At 68.2% G+C, this 15,730-nt stretch carries 15 protein-coding genes; 3 read left to right on the plus strand and 12 right to left on the minus strand.

Annotation, left to right across the window (positions count from 1 at the left end; all coding sequences use genetic code 11):
• Positions 1 to 57: 57 nt before the first annotated feature.
• From HDA45_RS13580 to HDA45_RS13605, 6 genes are all read right to left on the minus strand, one after another.
• A complete protein-coding gene (locus tag HDA45_RS13580) occupies positions 58 to 921 on the minus strand; it encodes an SDR family oxidoreductase (RefSeq protein ID WP_184895234.1) in 864 nt (287 codons plus the stop codon).
• An 86-nt stretch (positions 922 to 1,007) separates the two neighbouring features.
• Entirely contained in the window at positions 1,008 to 1,514 is a 507-nt protein-coding gene (locus HDA45_RS13585; RefSeq protein WP_184895236.1) for a GNAT family N-acetyltransferase, read from the minus strand.
• Positions 1,515 to 1,816: 302 nt separating this feature from the next.
• The gene (locus HDA45_RS13590; RefSeq protein ID WP_184895238.1) at positions 1,817 to 2,971 is read right to left on the minus strand and encodes an acyl-CoA dehydrogenase family protein; all 1,155 of its coding nucleotides are present in this window, start codon (positions 2,969 to 2,971) and stop codon (positions 1,817 to 1,819) included.
• Entirely contained in the window at positions 2,968 to 4,953 is a 1,986-nt protein-coding gene (locus HDA45_RS13595; RefSeq protein WP_184895240.1) for an ATP-binding protein, read from the minus strand. The genes HDA45_RS13590 and HDA45_RS13595 overlap by 4 nt, the downstream gene beginning before the upstream one ends.
• Positions 4,954 to 4,955: 2 nt before the next feature.
• Positions 4,956 to 6,569 carry a carboxyl transferase domain-containing protein gene (locus HDA45_RS13600; RefSeq protein ID WP_184895242.1) on the minus strand — a complete coding sequence of 538 codons (1,614 nt, stop codon included), beginning with the start codon at positions 6,567 to 6,569 and terminating at the stop codon, positions 4,956 to 4,958.
• Between the two features lie 162 nt (positions 6,570 to 6,731).
• Complete coding sequence (locus tag HDA45_RS13605; protein WP_184895244.1) at positions 6,732 to 7,541, minus strand: SGNH/GDSL hydrolase family protein; 810 nt, start codon at positions 7,539 to 7,541, stop codon at positions 6,732 to 6,734.
• 151 nt (positions 7,542 to 7,692) lie between these two features.
• Between HDA45_RS13605 and HDA45_RS13610 the strand changes: the two genes are divergently transcribed.
• On the plus strand, positions 7,693 to 8,283 hold the full coding sequence (locus tag HDA45_RS13610; protein ID WP_184895246.1) for an SACE_7040 family transcriptional regulator: 591 nt from the start codon (positions 7,693 to 7,695) through the stop codon (positions 8,281 to 8,283).
• Between the two features lie 58 nt (positions 8,284 to 8,341).
• On the plus strand, positions 8,342 to 8,839 hold the full coding sequence (locus HDA45_RS13615; protein WP_184895249.1) for a hypothetical protein: 498 nt from the start codon (positions 8,342 to 8,344) through the stop codon (positions 8,837 to 8,839).
• A 370-nt stretch (positions 8,840 to 9,209) separates the two neighbouring features.
• On the opposite strand, the gene metX is transcribed toward HDA45_RS13615, so the two are convergent.
• From metX to HDA45_RS13630, 3 genes are all read right to left on the minus strand, one after another.
• Complete coding sequence (gene metX, locus HDA45_RS13620; protein ID WP_184895251.1) at positions 9,210 to 10,331, minus strand: homoserine O-acetyltransferase MetX; 1,122 nt, start codon at positions 10,329 to 10,331, stop codon at positions 9,210 to 9,212.
• On the minus strand, positions 10,328 to 11,629 hold the full coding sequence (locus HDA45_RS13625; protein WP_184895253.1) for a bifunctional o-acetylhomoserine/o-acetylserine sulfhydrylase: 1,302 nt from the start codon (positions 11,627 to 11,629) through the stop codon (positions 10,328 to 10,330). Before HDA45_RS13625 ends, metX begins: the two co-directional genes overlap by 4 nt.
• A gap of 79 nt (positions 11,630 to 11,708) precedes the next feature.
• Positions 11,709 to 12,107, minus strand: coding sequence for a VOC family protein (locus HDA45_RS13630; protein WP_184895255.1), 399 nt, complete (start codon positions 12,105 to 12,107; stop codon positions 11,709 to 11,711).
• Positions 12,108 to 12,169: 62 nt separating this feature from the next.
• Here HDA45_RS13630 and HDA45_RS13635 point away from each other — a divergent pair, with 62 nt between their 5' ends.
• Positions 12,170 to 13,723: a PucR family transcriptional regulator gene (locus HDA45_RS13635; RefSeq protein ID WP_184895257.1), complete on the plus strand. Its 1,554-nt coding sequence runs from the start codon at positions 12,170 to 12,172 to the stop codon at positions 13,721 to 13,723.
• Positions 13,724 to 13,864: 141 nt separating this feature from the next.
• On the opposite strand, the gene HDA45_RS13640 is transcribed toward HDA45_RS13635, so the two are convergent.
• The 3 genes from HDA45_RS13640 to HDA45_RS13650 all read right to left on the minus strand — a co-directional run bounded on the left by HDA45_RS13640 (position 13,865) and on the right by HDA45_RS13650 (position 15,571).
• Positions 13,865 to 14,092 (minus strand): hypothetical protein, encoded by a 228-nt coding sequence (locus HDA45_RS13640; RefSeq protein WP_007033850.1) that lies wholly within the window; start codon positions 14,090 to 14,092, stop codon positions 13,865 to 13,867.
• A 117-nt stretch (positions 14,093 to 14,209) separates the two neighbouring features.
• A complete protein-coding gene (locus HDA45_RS13645; RefSeq protein ID WP_184895259.1) occupies positions 14,210 to 14,629 on the minus strand; it encodes a pyridoxamine 5'-phosphate oxidase family protein in 420 nt (139 codons plus the stop codon).
• Positions 14,630 to 15,571 (minus strand): zinc-binding dehydrogenase, encoded by a 942-nt coding sequence (locus tag HDA45_RS13650; RefSeq protein ID WP_184895261.1) that lies wholly within the window; start codon positions 15,569 to 15,571, stop codon positions 14,630 to 14,632. It lies immediately after the preceding gene.
• Positions 15,572 to 15,730 lie beyond the last annotated feature (159 nt).

A 15,730-nucleotide genomic window follows, 5' to 3' on the forward strand; every position in this document is an offset into this window, starting at 1 on the left:
CTCAACACCGTCTCCGTCCCAGGCCGTCCACTTCGGACGGTTGTTAGGCCGTCCGAGCTAAGAATCGGTGCTCTTTTCCGCCGCCGGAGCACTTCGCGCGGCACGCGATTCGTACTCCGCGCGGGCACTGGAATGCGTTGCGGAGGACAAAATCTTGTCGCCGCCGAGCGCGCGAAGCAGTCCCTCGCCGAGGCGGCGCGGGAGCAGCCGTGTGATCCTGCCCATGGCGTCCAGCGACGCGGGAACGAAGACGTCGAATTTGGGACGTCGCAACGCATCGACAATGGCGTTCGCCACATCTTCCGGCTGGACCGATTTGAAGAACTTCGCCTCGCCGAGCCCGCTGGCCAGTTCCGTGCGCACCACGGCGGGCATCACGCACGAGACCAGCACACCCGTTCCGTGCAATTCCAGATGTACCGATTCCGACAATCCGACGACGGCGTGTTTCGTCGCGCAGTAGGTGGCGGCACCGGGGAATCCGGCCTTTCCGGCCATCGAGGCGATGTTGACGATGTGGCCGGTGCCACGCGGGCGCATGCGTTTGACCGCTTCCCTGGTGCCGTGGATGACGGCGTGCAGGTTGATCTCGAGCAGCCGCCGCGTCGCCGCGTCGTCCTCTTCGTCGAGCGGCTTGAGCGGCATGATGCCCGCGTTGTTGATCAGCACGTCGATCGGGCCGACGCGCCGCTCGACCTCGTCGAGGAACTCGGTGAAGCCCTTCGTGTCGGTGACGTCGAGCGGCAGCGCCTCCGCACCCAGTTCGGCCGCGGTCTTCTCCGCGAGGACCTGGTCCAGGTCGCCGATGACGACCTTGGCGCCGAGCCGGGACAACGCCGTCGCGGTACTGGCCCCGATGCCCTGCGCCGCTCCGGTGATCACGACGACCTTGCCTGCGAGGGAACGTTCACGCTTGGCCATGCTGGGCTCCTCTGCGTCTTCGCTGTTCGGGGCACTGTTGGCGGTGTGTCAACTATGGTGCACCCGAATCAATGAGGACGCCAGCCCTAGGGGCGCTGCTCGAACACCTGGCCGATCCAGCCCTTGACGTCGAACCGCTCCGTCGGTTTGAAGCCCTGACTCTCGTAGTAACGCTGCAGGTCGCCGTCGCCGCCGGCCCAGCAGTCGACCCGCACCAGCCCGATGCCGCGTTCCCGCGCCTCGGCCAGCGCGAACTCGACGAGCCGCGAGCCGACCCGGTGACCGGCGAACCGGCGCGAGGTCAGCAGCAGGCCGATGTAGATCTCGGGTTCGTCGACAGGCGAGACATGCGGGAACCGGTCACCGAGGACGATCGCCCCGGCCGCCTCGCCACCGACCTCGCCGAGGTACAGCCCCGGCCCGTCGGCGATCCCGCGCACCCGCTCGATCCGCTTCGGGATCGTGGACCACGGCTCGGTCCCCCACTGCCCCTCACTACCCCGTCCGGCTAGCCACGCGACGGCCTCGTCGAACATGTCCAGCAACGTTTGAAAATCCCCAGAACCACCCTGACGGATGACGAAATCGCTCATGCTTCCGTTCTACAACATCGTGGTGAGGCGCGGGGATTTCGTTGGGTCAGGGTGGGCGTGAGTGAGCGGACGGCGCGTGTGATCAGACGGACGACACGCGAAACCGCCCGACCGTAGGTATCCAGGGCTCTGTTGGCCCTGACCCGAATCGCCACTCACGACCCACGTGATCAGAGCCGTGACTCGCGTGATCAGAGACGTGACTCGCGTGATCAGAGACGTGACTCGCGTGATCAGGGCCGTGACTCGCGTGATCAGGGCCGTGACGGGCCCAAACACGCGAGTCACGGCTTCGAGCACGGTCAGGCGACGCCGAGGTGCCGCGCGATCAGCATCCGCTGCACCTCCGAGGTCCCCTCCCCGATCTCCAGGATCTTCGCGTCCCGATAGAACCTGCTCACCGGGAACTCGTTCATGAAGCCGTACCCGCCGAAGATCTGCGTCGCGTCGCGCGCGTTGTCCATGGCGGCGTTCGACGCGACGAGCTTCGCGATCGACGCCTCCTTCTTGAACGGCTCGCCGCGCAGCATCTTCGACGCCGCCGCGTAGTACGCCAGCCGCGCGGTGTGCGTGCGCACCTCCATGTCGGCGACCTTGAACTGGATCGCCTGGTACTCGCCGATCTTGTGCCCGAACGCCTCGCGCTCCTTGACGTAGCGCAGGCATTCGTCGACACAGCCCTGCGCGAGACCGACGCTCAGCGCGGCGATCGCGACCCGGCCTTCGTCCAAAATGGACAGGAACTGCGCGTACCCTCGGCCGCGCTCGCCGACCAGGTTCTCGGCCGGGACGCGGACGTCGTCGAACGAGAGCTCGTGCGTGTCCGAGCAGTTCCAGCCGACCTTGGAGTACTTCGGCGCCACCGCGAAGCCCGGGGTGCCGGACGGGACGATGATCGCCGAGATCTCCTTGCGCCCGTTCTCCTTCACGTCGGTGACGGCGGTGACCGTGACCAGTTTCGTGATGTCGGTGCCGGAGTTGGTGATGAACGATTTGCTGCCGTTGATCACCCAGGTGTCGCCGTCGAGTTTCGCCCGCGTGCGGGTGGCACCCGCGTCCGAGCCGCCGCCCGGTTCGGTGAGGCCGAAAGCGCCGAGCGCGGTGCCGGCGCACAACTCCGGGAGCCACTTTTCCTTCTGCTCCTGGGTGCCGAACCGGTAGATCGGCATGGCGCCCAGGGAAACCCCGGCCTCGACGGTGATCGCGACCGACGAGTCGACGCGCGCCAGTTCCTCCAGCGTCAGGCACAGCGCGAAGTAGTCGCCGCCCATGCCGCCGTACTCCTCGGGGAAGGGCAGGCCGAACAGGCCCATGTCGGCCATCTTCGCGACGATCTCGTACGGGAACTCCTCCCGTTCGTACAGGTCGCCGATGACCGGGGCGACCTCGGAGCGCGCGAATTCCTCGACCGTCTTGCGCAGCGCCTCGTACTCGTCATCCAGCCGAAAGTCGATCATGGGCCATCCTTTTGGGGTGTCACAACGGCTACGGTTTCGTCCAGCGCGACCTGTTGGCCGGTCCGGACGGGGAGTTCGCTGACCACGCCGTCGATCGGCGCGGTGATCGTGTGCTCCATCTTCATCGCCTCGACGACCACGAGCGGCGTCCCGGCGCTCACGACGTCACCGGCGGCGACCTTGACCACGAGGACGGTGCCGGGCATCGGGCTGGTCACCGGTCCGGCGCCGCCCGCGGCACCGGCGGCGGACCGCAGCCTTTCCCGCTCACCGATCGCGAAGCTGTGGCCGTCCCGCGCGAGCCAGACGGTCTTCCCTCGACCGGCGGCGTGCCGGTAGCGGTGGAAACCGGTGGGATGCCGGACTTCCAGCAGATCGCCCTCGCGCCGCGCGGAAACCCGCACGGCTTCGGCGCCGTCAACGCTGACGAGCGCGTTCGCCGGCGTGCCCTGCACCCGCACGACGGCTTCGGAACTTCCCGACTTCAGGGCGAAGTCGATCCCGCCGGACGCGCCGAGCCGCCAGCCGTCGGGAACGTCCCAGGGGTCGATGACCGATCCCTGCGGCTGCAGGGAAAGCAGCCTGTCGAGCGCGGCCGCCACGAAGAACTCCGGCGGTACCTCTTCGGAGACCAAAGTGGACAGTTGCCTGTCGACGAGGCCAGTGTCGAGTTTGCCGTCGCGCACATCGGGGTCCGACAGGAGCCCGCGCAGGAACGCGACGTTCGTGCCGAGGCCGAGCAGCGCGGTGTCGGCGAGCGCGAGATCGAGCCGGTGCAACGCGGCCGCGCGGTCCGGGCCCCAGGCGATGACCTTGGCCAGCATCGGATCGTAGTTCGAGCCGATGACCGCGCCCTCGCTCATCCACGAGTCGACGCGCACTCCCTCGCCGGACGGTTCGTGGACCGCGAGCACGGTCCCGCCGGTGGGAATGAAGCCTCGAGCGGGATCTTCGGCGTAAACGCGGGCCTCGACGGCGTGACCGTCCAGCCGGACGTCGTCCTGCGACACGGTGAGCACGTCACCCGCGGCGATCTTGACCTGCCACTCGACGAGATCGAGTCCGGTCACCAGTTCGGTCACCGGATGCTCGACCTGCAGCCGGGTGTTCATCTCCATGAAGAAGAACTCGTCCGGTGCCTTGGCCGACACGATGAACTCGACCGTGCCCGCGCCGACGTAGCCGACCGATCGCGCGGCCTCGACCGCGGACGCGCCCATGTTCGCGCGCGTGGCTTCGTCGAGGAGAACGGACGGGGCCTCTTCGATGATCTTCTGGTGCCGCCGCTGCAGGCTGCATTCCCGCTCGCCGAGGTGGATCACGTTGCCGTGGGTGTCGGCGAGCACCTGGATCTCGATATGGCGCGGCGTGGTGACGAACCGCTCCATGAGCAGCGTGTCGTCACCGAAGGAACCCTTCGCCTCACGGCGTGCGGACTCGATGGCGGCGTCCAGTTCGGACAGTTCGGTGACCAGCCGCATCCCCTTGCCGCCACCACCGGCGGACGGCTTGAGCAGCAGCGGGAACCCGACCTTCTCCGCGGCGGCGGCGAAACCACCTTCGGGAATGTCCACATCGGACGCGCCCGGCACGACGGGAACCCCCGCCGACGACACCGTCGCCTTGGCGCGGATCTTGTCGCCCATGGCGTCGATGGCCTCGACCGGCGGGCCGATGAAGACCAGCCCGGCCTCGGCGCAGGCGCGGGCGAATTCCGCGTTCTCCGCGAGGAAGCCGTAGCCGGGGTGCACCGCCTGCGCGCCCGTGTCGAGCGCCGCCTGGACGATCGCCGGGATGGACAGATAGCTTTTCGCCGCTTCGGCCGGGCCGATGCGGACCGCCGTATGCGCCTCGCGGACGTGCCGGGCGTCGGCGTCCGCGTCGCTGTACACCGCGACCGAGCGGATGCCGAGCCCTTGCAGCGAGCGGATCACGCGGACGGCGATCTCCCCGCGGTTGGCGACCAGAACCGTGTCGAACATGCTCACATCCTGAAGACGCCGTAGTTGACATCGGAAAGTGGCGCGTTGGCCGTCGCGGACAGCGCGAGGCCGAGCACCGTGCGGGTGTCCGCCGGGTCGATCACGCCGTCGTCCCACAGCCGCGCCGTCGAGTAGTACGGGCTGCCCTGCGCCTCGTACTGCTCACGGATCGGGTCCTTGAAGGTCTCTTCGTCCTCCGCGGACCACTCGCCGCCGCGGGACTCGATGGCGTCGCGGCGGACGGTCGAGAGCACCGACGCCGCCTGCTCACCGCCCATCACCGAGATCCGCGCGTTCGGCCACATCCACAGGAACCGGGGCGAGTACGCGCGGCCGCACATCGAGTAGTTGCCCGCGCCGAACGAGCCGCCGATGACGACGGTCAGCTTCGGCACGCGGGCGCAGGCCACCGCGGTGACCATCTTCGCGCCGTGCTTGGCGATACCGCCCGCCTCGTAGGCCTTGCCGACCATGAAACCGGTGATGTTCTGCAGGAACAGCAGCGGGATCGAGCGTTTGTCGCACAGTTCGATGAAGTGCGCGCCCTTCATCGCGGACTCCGCGAACAGCACGCCGTTGTTCGCGATGATGCCGACGGGGTGGCCGTGGATCCGGGCGAACCCGGTGACCAGCGTCGAGCCGTACTCCTTCTTGAACTCGCCGAACCGGCTGCCGTCGACGATCCGCGCGATGACCTCGCGGACGTCGTAGGGCACGCGCGGGTCGGTCGGGACGACGCCGTACAACTCGTTCGGGTCGGCGACCGGGGCCTCGGTCGGGAGGACGTCCCACGGGCGCGGCGTGCGCGGGCCCAAAGTCGACACGATCGAGCGAACGATGCGGAGCGCGTCGGCATCGTCTTCGGCCAGGTGGTCGGTGACGCCGGACTGACGTGAGTGCACGTCCCCGCCGCCGAGTTCCTCTGCCGTGACGACCTCGCCGGTCGCGGCCTTCACCAGCGGCGGGCCGCCGAGGAAGATCGTGCCCTGGTTGCGCACGATGACCGCTTCGTCGCTCATCGCCGGGACGTACGCGCCGCCCGCGGTGCAGGATCCGAGCACCGCCGCGATCTGCGGGATGCCGCGCGCGGACATGGTCGCCTGGTTGAAGAAGATCCGGCCGAAATGCTCACGATCCGGGAAGACCTCGTCCTGCCTCGGCAGGAACGCGCCGCCGGAGTCCACCAGGTAGACGCACGGCAGATTGTTGTGCAGCGCGACCTCTTGGGCGCGCAGATGCTTCTTGACGGTCATCGGGTAGTAGGTGCCGCCCTTGACCGTGGCGTCGTTGGCGACGATCACGCATTCGCGGCCCGAGACCCGCCCGATACCGGTGATGATCCCGGCCGACGGCGCCTCGTCGTCGTACAGTCCGGTGGCGGCAAGCGGGGACAACTCCAGGAACGGGGAACCCGGGTCGAGGAGGGTGTCGACCCGGTCTCGCGGCAGGAGTTTGCCCCGCTCGACGTGCCGGGTCCGGGATTTCTCCGGGCCGCCGAGCCGGGCAGCGTCGAGACGCTTGTGCAGGTCCTCGACCAGTTCGGCGTGGGAGGTGACGCTGCGGGCGTATTCGTCGCTGCCGGGGTCGGCGGAAGTGCTCAATACGGGTGTGTCCATGGCTCCTCGTCGCCAAGTTAGCCGTCGTTAACTCGCCCTCGTAGGTTAACGGCCACTAACCTCACTTGTCCACCGCACCCCGGAAGCGCGTGAAGGCCCCCTTCCCTTGGCCATGGGTTTGAATGACCAGCCGAGGGAAGGGGGCCTTCACGCGCGAAACGATCAGCCGATCGCGGAGACCAGCGGGTTGTAGTAGCCACCGCGCTGACCGGCGGCCGTCGGGTGGTACGAGTTCACGATCGGCCAGGTGAGGCTGTGCAGGTAGTCGTCGGCCGACGAGCAGATGTTGTGCCCGGTGAAGGCACCCCGCACGTCCACGAACTTCGCACCGGCCGCGGAGGCCCGGGCCGAGAGCACCGACGCCAGCGCGTCGGAGCCCGAGTTGATCGCGGAGCGCTTGGTGTCGCTCAGCCCGACCGAGCACGAACCTGGCACCGTGTAGAAGCGCGGGTACCCGAGGACGACCAGCTTCGCGCCGGGAGCCTTCGCTTTGATCTTGCTGTAGACGTTGTTCAGCAGCCCGGGAAGCGTGTTGTTCACGTAGGTCTTCGCGGTGTTGACCCGGTTGACGCAGGTCTGGTCGCTGCCGGTGGTGCAGGTGGTCATGACGTCGGCGAACCCGGCGTCGTTGCCGCCGACCGAGACCGTCACCAGCGTGGCGCTGGAGGTGACGTTCGCGATCTGGTTCAAGACGTCGCCGGTGCGCGCCCCCGAGCACGCGACGAACTTGAACGTGGTCCCGGCGTGGGCGTTGGCCCACAACTGGGGGTAGGAGTTGGCACTGCGCATGCAGTCGCCCGAGTTCCCGTAGCTGCCGGCACCGACGCCGGACGAGTACGAGTCACCGAGCGCCACGTAGTTGGTCGCCGCTTGAGCGGTACCGGCGAGCCCGAAAGTGGCAAGGACAGCGACCCCCAGGGCCGCACCTAAACGAGTGAAGGAAAGGGCTTTGATCCGAGCAGGGACGGCCATGGTCACTCCTTCGTGACAAGTTAACGAGACACAGCATTACCAGGTGGTAGCTCCACGCAAAAGGGTCATTTCCCCAGGTAACCCGCTTGGCCCAGGCTGGAAGTACGGCCGCGTGTTAGCGCTCGCTAACACGCGGCCTTAATATGGCCAGATGCCGGCGAACCCCACCCCACTCGTGAACGGCGAGAAGGCGAACAGGCGCGAACAGATCATGGCCGCCGCCGCCGAGCTCTTCGCCCACCACGGTTTCCACGGCGTCGGCATCGACGACATCGGCGCGGCGGTGGGTATCTCCGGTCCGGCGCTGTACCGGCATTTCCGCAGCAAGGACGCCATTCTCGGGGAGATGCTGAACTCGATCAGCCGCTATCTACTCGACGGAGGGACGGCCAGGGCGAGCCAGCGGGACGAGCCCGGTGAGGTTCTCGAAGCACTGGTGAATTTTCACGTGGACTTCGCGCTCGCGCATCCCGCGTTGATCACCGTCCAGGAGCGCAACCTCGCCAATCTCACCGACAGTGACCGTAAACAGGTCCGCGCCCTGCAGCGTCAGTACGTCGAGGTCTGGGTGCGCGCGATCAGTGACGCCGTCCCCGGGATCGGCGAACGCCAGGCGCGGTCGGCGGCGCACGCGGTCTTCGGGTTGATCAACTCGACGCCGTACAACCGCCATCTCGGTGACAGCGAACTGGCCGAAATGCTCTGCCGTCTCGCGCTGGGTGCACTGCACTCCGCCCGGTGACCACGTCCGGGTTTCGGCCTATTCCCCACTTTTCCGTCCGCTGGTGTTTGATAGGCACGTGGAGCCGGACAGGAGCGAGTACGAGCGGAGGCTCGTCGAAAAGGCGCAGCGTGCGCTCGTGGCGATCAGCCTGGGCGAGGACGCCGAGGCCCTCGACGAGCTCACGCCGACCGCTGTCGAGCCCGAAGCCCGCTCCGAAGAGACCAAAGAGCTCGTGATGATGCTCTTCGGCGAATGCAGTGCCATGGTGTCGACCCTCGGCGACGGCGGTAGTGCGCCGGTCAAGGTGCAGGTGTTCGACGAGGACGGTGAAGAGGTCTCGATCGACCAGGCGGACCCTCCCGTACGGACGGCCGTGCGCACGCTGCTGGCCGAGGTGCACGGCAACAGCGAGGCCGCGCAGGAACAGGTCGAGATCGCGCTCGCCAACGCCGCTCCGGACGAGGTCGACAGTCTGGTGCTGCAGGCGCTGCGCTGGACGATCCGGCTGTCGGCGGAATGCCTCGACCGGGATCTGCCGGTGGCGCCCTGGATCTCGGACGCGGTCGCGGACTAGGGCGTGTTTCATGAGCCTGTTCGATGGGCTTCGTGATCCAGGTGGTTCCTGGTGGTGCGGTGGGAACCCTCGTACCGGGTCGTACTCGGGTGCATCCGCCCGTGCCGTCAGGGACCACCTGGGCGCGAAGACCGCGACCAGACTTACTCCGGCACCGCCTGGACGCTGTGGATTCGGGTGTTCAAGGAGCAAGGGTGTCGGGCCGCGTCCCGATACGTCTCGGCTCGGGTGTCGCGAAAGCCACTTTCGGGACGCCTGATGTCCCGAAAGTGGCTTTCGCGACATCGCCACAGGCCGTCCTCGACCAAGGTACGTTTGCCTTACCCCTCAACAGAACCCGCACCGCCACTCACGACCTACCGGACACTGCCTAGCCGAGCAGGAGCTTCACCAGCCGGGCGATCTGCTCGGTTTCGATCAGGAACGAGTCGTGCCCGTAGGGCGAGCCGATGACGGCGAACTCCGCCCCGGCGACCCCGTCCGCGATCGCCTGCGACTGGTACAGCGGGTAGAGCCGGTCACTGTCCACCCCGGCGGCGACCGTGCGCGCGGTGATCCGGCCGAGCGCGTTCTCGACGCCGCCCCGGCCGCGGCCGACGTCGTGGGTGTTCATCGATTCGGTGAGCACGACGTAGCTGCCGGCGTCGAACCGCCGGGACAGCTTCCCCGCGTGATGATCCAAATAGGACTCGACGGCGAACCGGCCGCCGTGCAGCGGATCCTCTTCGTCCTGATACCGGCGGCCGAACCGTTGCGACAGTTCACCTTCACTGCGGTAGGTGACGTGCGCGATCCGACGGGCGATACCGAGGCCGGCGTGGGGGCCGCCGCCGGGGATGTCGTGGTAGTCGCCGCCGTGCCAGCCCGGATCGGACCGGATGGCGTGCAGCTGCGGCGCTGCCCAGGCGATCTGGTCGGCCGAAGCCTGCGCAGTCGACGCGAGGACGAGCAGCGCCGAGACCCTGTCCGGTTCGCCCACCGCCCATTCCAGCGCGCGCATCCCGCCCATGGAACCGCCCAGCACCGCGGCCCACCGGCCGATGCCGAGCGCGTCGGCGAGGACGACCTCGGCGGCCACCTGGTCCCGGACGGTCACGGCGGGAAACCTGCTACCCCAAGGGCTTCCGTCCGGATGCGGCGAAGACGGCCCCGTCGAGCCCTGGCAGCCGCCGAGCACGTTCGGGACCACGACGAAGTACGCGTCGGTGTCGATCGCCTTGCCCGGTCCGATCAGGCCGTCCCACCAGCCGGGACTGACGTGGCCTTCGGCCGGGGGCCCGACGGCGTGGCTGTCCCCGGTGAGCGCGTGCTCGACGAGGATCGCGTTGGAGGCGCCGGAATTCAGCGTCCCCCAAGTCTCGTAGGCGAGGGTGAAGGGGATCTCCCGACCGGTTTCGAGCACCTGGGCGCCGGTCACGAACCGGCGACGGCCAGGCGGATCCCCCTCCCGCCACGCACCGGTGGCGGGAGGGAGATCCGGAGCCTGGGTCACAGAGCCGCCTTGGCCGCCCGGAATCCGGCCTCGAGGTCGGCCTTGAGGTCTTCGATCCCTTCCAGGCCGACGGCGAGCCGCACGAGGCCCGGTGTGACCCCGCTGGAGACCTGCTCCTCCGGCGTGAGCTGGCTGTGCGTCGTCGAGGCCGGGTGCACGATCAGGCTGCGCACGTCGCCGATGTTGACCAGCTGGCTGTGCAGTTCCGTACCGTCCACAAAGGCCCGTCCGGCTTGGACACCGCCACGCAGGTCGAACGACAGCACCGCCCCGGCACCCTTCGGCAGGTACTTCTTCGCGGCCTCGTGGTACGGGCTCGACGGCAGCCCGGCGTAGTACACCTTCTCGACCTCGTCGCGCTGCTCCAGCCATTCGGCCAGCGCCTGCGCGTTGGACACGTGCCGCTCCAGACGCAGCGACAGCGTCTCGATCCCTTGCAAGATCAGGAAACTGTTGAGCGGCGCGATCGCGGCACCGGTGTCACGCAGGATCTGGACGCGGGCCTTGGCGGCGTACGCGCCGGGACCGAGCGCCTCCCAGTACTTGAGGCCGTGGTAGCTCGGGTCGGCCTCGTTGAAGCCGGGGAACCGCGCCGGGTCCTTGCCGAAGTCGAACGTGCCGCCGTCGACCAGCACACCGGCGACTGTGGTGCCGTGCCCGCCGAGGTACTTGGTCGCCGAGTGGACGACGATGTCGGCGCCGTGCTCGATCGGGCGGACGAGGTACGGGGTCGGCACGGTGTTGTCCACGACCAGCGGGACACCGGCGTCGTGCGCTGCGTCGGCGACCTTGCGGATGTCGAGGACATTGCTGCCGGGGTTGGCCAGCGTCTCGGCGAAGAACAGCTTGGTGTTGGGCCGGACCGCGGCCTTCCACTGCTCGATGTCGTCCTGGTCGTCGACGAACGAGACCTCGATGCCGAGCTTCGGCAGCGTGTAGTGGAAGAGATTGTAGGTACCGCCGTAGAGCGACGGGCTGGAGACGAAGTGGTCACCCGCGTTGGCGAGGTTGAGGATGGCCGCCGTCGTCGCCGCTGTCCCGGAGGCGAACGCCAGCGCCGCGACACCGCCTTCGAGCGCGGCGAGCCGCTGCTCGAGCACGTCCTGCGTGGGGTTGTTGATCCGCGTGTAGATGTTGCCCGGCTCGGCGAGGCTGAAGAGGTCGGCGCCGTGCTGGCTGTCACGGAACACGTACGAAGTGGTCTGGTAGATCGGGGTCGCCCGCGCGCCGGTGGCGGTGTCCGGCGCCGCACCCGCGTGGATCTGCTTGGTCTCGAACGACCATCCGTCCGCGCTCATCGCGATTCTCCTAGCGGTTCAAGGGGTTTCGGCTGTTGCCACCGAAGCTAGCTCCGCCGAACGGAGCACCCAACCACTCTCAGGACGTGGGAATCCGCTCCTGAAGGGCGAACCTGTTGCCCTCCGAATCGGTGAACATCGCCCACCAGCCCCACGGTTGTTTCTCCGGACGCGCCGGGAATTCGACGCCCTTCGCCGAGAGCTCCTGGTAGGTCTTTTCGATGTCGTCGGCATAAAAGAAGAAGTTCGCCGTCGGGAGTTCGTCGCGCACCTCGAAGCGTTCGAGGTCCTCGGGCGCGGTGCTCAGAACGATGGCCGTCACACGATCGGGGGAAGTGACCTCGACCCACCTGTTCCCCTTGTCGTCGTAGGGCACATCGGTGGTGATCTCGAATCCGACGACCTCGGACCAGAACCGCTTCGCCCGGTCCTGGTCCCGCACCCCGACGACGATCTTGTGGACACCTTGTATCGGCATGTCCGGCTCCTTTTCCCGAGGTCTGAGGTGTATCCGGCTCCCACCTGCTGGACAATCACACCATGGTTTCCGTACGCAGTGTCGTCGACCGGGTGGGGCCGACACTGCTGCACGCGCTTCAGGTCCCCGAGGAGTCCCCGGCCGTCGGCGACGTCGTCATCGCCGAGCCCGGCAACACCCTCGCCGCGGGGGATCTCGTCCTCGGTGTCGCCATCACCGAGACCCCGGACGCCGCGGAACTCGTCAAGCACAGCGCGGCCAAAGGCGCCGCCGCCGTCCTGTTGAAACCGCCGCTCGCGGCGAAACCCTCGGTGAAACGGGCGGCGAAGTCGGCGAACATCGCGTTGATCGAGGTGCGCTCGGCGACGTCCTGGGCTCAGCTCGTCTGGCTGCTCAGGACCGTTCTCGACGCGCTGGCCGACGAGTCCGACGCCCTGGAGGACGGCGGCGGGCCCGGTTCCGGCGACCTGTTCCGGCTCGCGGACGCCGTCGCTTCGGTGGTCGACGCGCCCGTGACCATCGAGGACACCAACTCGCGGGTGCTCGCCTACTCGGCGAGGCAGGACCTGACCGACTCGGCGCGCGTGTCCACGATCATGGGCCGCCGCATCCCCGACGACGTGCTCGCGCGGTTCCGGTCACGAGGGGTGTTCCGCGAGCTTTCCCGTGGGCGGCAAACGATCTTCGTCCCCGCGCAGCGCGACGGCACCCTGCCCCGGCTCATCGTGCCGATCCGGATGGGCGGCGAACTGCTGGGGTCGATGTGGGCGGTCGTCGCGGGCCCGGTCTCGGACGAACGCGCGGCCGCGTTCGCCGACGCGGCGCCCGTCGTCGCGCTGCACCTGCTGCGCCGCCGCGCGCACACCGATTCCCAGCGCCGGGTCTCCGCCGAGCTCCTGCGTGCCGTGCTCGAAGGGAAGGCCAGCCCGCGCAAGGCCATCGCGGAACTCGACCTCTCCGAGGAGCCGCACCGCGTCGTCGTCATCGAGGTCTCCGGCGGCGACGGCCGCGACGACGAAGGGCTGCGGCTCGCGCTCCTGGAGCGGATCTCGCAGGGTGTCGGCAGGCGGCCGGTGGCCACCGAACTCGGCGGCGTGCTCTACGCCGTCGTCCCGGACGGCGACGGCTGGGGCGAACTCCGGGCCGCTCTCGAAGCCCTGCCGACGTCGAGAAAGGGCGGGACACCGCGGGCGGCCGCGGGCTCGGCCTGCGAGATCGGCGAACTCGCGACGTCACGCGCCCAGGCCGACGAGGCGCTGGGCCTGCTGCGCGCGAAGCTCGTTCCCGGTCGCGTCGTGGTCTTCGACGAGGCGTGGAAGGAACTGTCGCTGCATCGGGGAGCGACGGCGGCGAGTACGGCGAAGGTCGCCGAACTCGGCCCGCTCGGCCTGCTGCGCGCGCACGACGAAGCCCACGAGAGCGGCTACGTCGACACGCTCTACCAATGGTTGCGACATCCCGGAGACCCGCGCGCGGCCGCGAAGGAACTCCAGATCCACCCCAACACCCTGCGGTATCGCCTGCGTCGGCTACTCGACCTCGTCCCGCTGGATCTCGAAGATCCCGACGTCCGGCTGGCGTTGATCACACAACTCGTTTCCCTGCGATGGAGTTGACCGGCATTCGACTGAACAATGTTCAGTAACGAACACTTTGTAGTGCGACAAAACCGTGCGCGGACGTCATGAAAGGGTCCTTCAAGACACGCTTTGAATCAGCGCTGTCGTCTCGAAAGACCCTTTCATGACATCCGGCGGCTAGTGCGCGCTGGCGCGATATCCGTCCTCAATGGTCTGCCGTACCGCGGCGAGCAGATCGGCACCGGGGTAAAGCGGCAGAAGAACACCGGGGCCGCCGTCGACCCTCAGCGCGGCTTCGTAGCCATGCCCGGGAGTTTCGACCAGACCCACGATGACATCAGCCGGATTGCCTTCGGTGTCGACGGTGCGGACACGCCGCTCCCGCCGCCAGTCCTGATTTGTCATGCGCAACAGAATGGCAGCTTACCGGCCAGTAAGATCAACATCTTGACTCGATCGTGCTGCATTTACCGTTTCGCAGGTTGCACGGCCGCGCTCACCCCCAGCGAACGCGGCCGTGCGTCATACCCGATAACCGAGGTCGTCGGCGGCGAATCGCTTCGGCACCATCCGGACCCAGACCGTCCCTTTCACCTCGGGATCGTCGTGCAGGTAAGAACGAAAACGCGCGTCCCATTCACACTCGTCGGGCCCGAGATACCGGCTCAGCAGCCGCCGTCCACGTGGGACGTCGAACGGCAGCACCTCCGCCTCGCCCCGCGCGAGCACCTGCCGCACCATGCCGGTACCGACGTCACAGACATCGACGGTCACCGCGATCGACGGCGACTCCCGGACGAGCCCGGCCAGCCGCGCCCACGGTCCGGTGAGGATCCAGAAGGCCTGTTTCTCCCAGAGATACCAGGTCGGGCGCACGGTCGGCCCGGTCGTGGCGACCCTGGCCGTCAGCGGACCGGCGAGGAATTCGTCGACGTCGAACATTCAGACCTCGAGCAGTGTCTTGCCGAGCGCGCCACGCGACTGCATGACCGCGTGCGCGTCCGCCGCGCGCTCGAGCGGGAACCGTTGGCCGATCAAGGGTTCCAATCGCCCGGCGGCGGCATCGGCGAGCGCGGACTCGGTGAACGCCCGCATCTCCGCCTGCCCGCCGAGGTTTTGGATCACCGTGACCCCGCGCGCGGCGGCGTCCTCATCGGACACCTCGGTCCACGATCCACTCGAGAGCCCGTAGATCAGCATCCGACCGCCGGGCCTCAGCAACCCGAACGCCGTCGTCCCGATCTCGCCGCCGACCCCGTCGAACACGACGTCGACCTCGCCGGCCTTCGCCGCCCAGTCCGGCTCGCGGTAGTCGACGGCCAGATCGGCGCCGCGCCCCCGGACGTGCTCGGCCTTCGCCGGGCCACCGGCCGCGCCGACGACCTCCGCGCCCGCGGCCTTCGCGAGCTGGACGACCAGCCCGCCGACGCCGCCCGCCGCGGCCTCGACCAGCACGCGTTCTCCCGGCTGGATGCGCGCGGCGGTCACCAGCGCCGTCGCCGTACGGCCGTCGGCGAGGATCGCCACCGCCGCGTCGAGGGCCAAGCCGTCCGGGACTTCGAAGACGGAATCGGCGGCGACGGCGACCCGCTGCGCATATGCCCCGGAGCCGCCTGTCGAGGTCACGACCCGCTTCCCGATCAGGCCGAGGTCGACGCCGTCACCGACGGCGCTGATCACGCCGCCGACACCGTTGCCCGGGATCATCGGCAGTTCGGCGCGGAACGGCCCGCCCCCGCCGGCGCGGAACTGGGTCTCGACGAACGTGATGTTGGCGAACGCCACCTCGATCAGGGCTTGGCCAGGGGCGGGCACCGGATCGGGGGCGTCGCCCGCGACGAGCACCTCGGGCCCGCCGAACTCTTTCAACCACACGGCTCTCATGTGACCCAAGGTGCAAGCTCCAGTCGACTGGAGGTCAAGAGATTGTGCCGCGAAAACCATGATCGATGCTCGATCTTGTCCCGGGCGCACGATGACACCGCCGTCCGGGTGGCTCACCGTGAGTGGCAGCACCTTTGTTCGCAAACCCGCCGCAGGAGG

This window comes from Amycolatopsis umgeniensis (genome assembly GCF_014205155.1).
Classification (GTDB): domain Bacteria; phylum Actinomycetota; class Actinomycetes; order Mycobacteriales; family Pseudonocardiaceae; genus Amycolatopsis; species Amycolatopsis umgeniensis.

Coding starts and splice junctions, on each gene's coding strand:
- HDA45_RS13580 (WP_184895234.1), bottom strand. CDS start 921: ATGGCCAAGCGTGAACGTTCCCTCGCAGGCAAGGTCGTCGTGATCACC.
- HDA45_RS13585 (WP_184895236.1), bottom strand. CDS start 1,514: ATGAGCGATTTCGTCATCCGTCAGGGTGGTTCTGGGGATTTTCAAACG.
- HDA45_RS13590 (WP_184895238.1), bottom strand. CDS start 2,971: ATGATCGACTTTCGGCTGGATGACGAGTACGAGGCGCTGCGCAAGACG.
- HDA45_RS13595 (WP_184895240.1), bottom strand. CDS start 4,953: ATGTTCGACACGGTTCTGGTCGCCAACCGCGGGGAGATCGCCGTCCGC.
- HDA45_RS13600 (WP_184895242.1), bottom strand. CDS start 6,569: ATGGACACACCCGTATTGAGCACTTCCGCCGACCCCGGCAGCGACGAA.
- HDA45_RS13605 (WP_184895244.1), bottom strand. CDS start 7,541: ATGGCCGTCCCTGCTCGGATCAAAGCCCTTTCCTTCACTCGTTTAGGT.
- HDA45_RS13610 (WP_184895246.1), top strand. CDS start 7,693: ATGCCGGCGAACCCCACCCCACTCGTGAACGGCGAGAAGGCGAACAGG.
- HDA45_RS13625 (WP_184895253.1), bottom strand. CDS start 11,629: ATGAGCGCGGACGGATGGTCGTTCGAGACCAAGCAGATCCACGCGGGT.
- HDA45_RS13630 (WP_184895255.1), bottom strand. CDS start 12,107: ATGCCGATACAAGGTGTCCACAAGATCGTCGTCGGGGTGCGGGACCAG.
- HDA45_RS13635 (WP_184895257.1), top strand. CDS start 12,170: ATGGTTTCCGTACGCAGTGTCGTCGACCGGGTGGGGCCGACACTGCTG.
- HDA45_RS13640 (WP_007033850.1), bottom strand. CDS start 14,092: ATGACAAATCAGGACTGGCGGCGGGAGCGGCGTGTCCGCACCGTCGAC.
- HDA45_RS13645 (WP_184895259.1), bottom strand. CDS start 14,629: ATGTTCGACGTCGACGAATTCCTCGCCGGTCCGCTGACGGCCAGGGTC.
- HDA45_RS13650 (WP_184895261.1), bottom strand. CDS start 15,571: ATGAGAGCCGTGTGGTTGAAAGAGTTCGGCGGGCCCGAGGTGCTCGTC.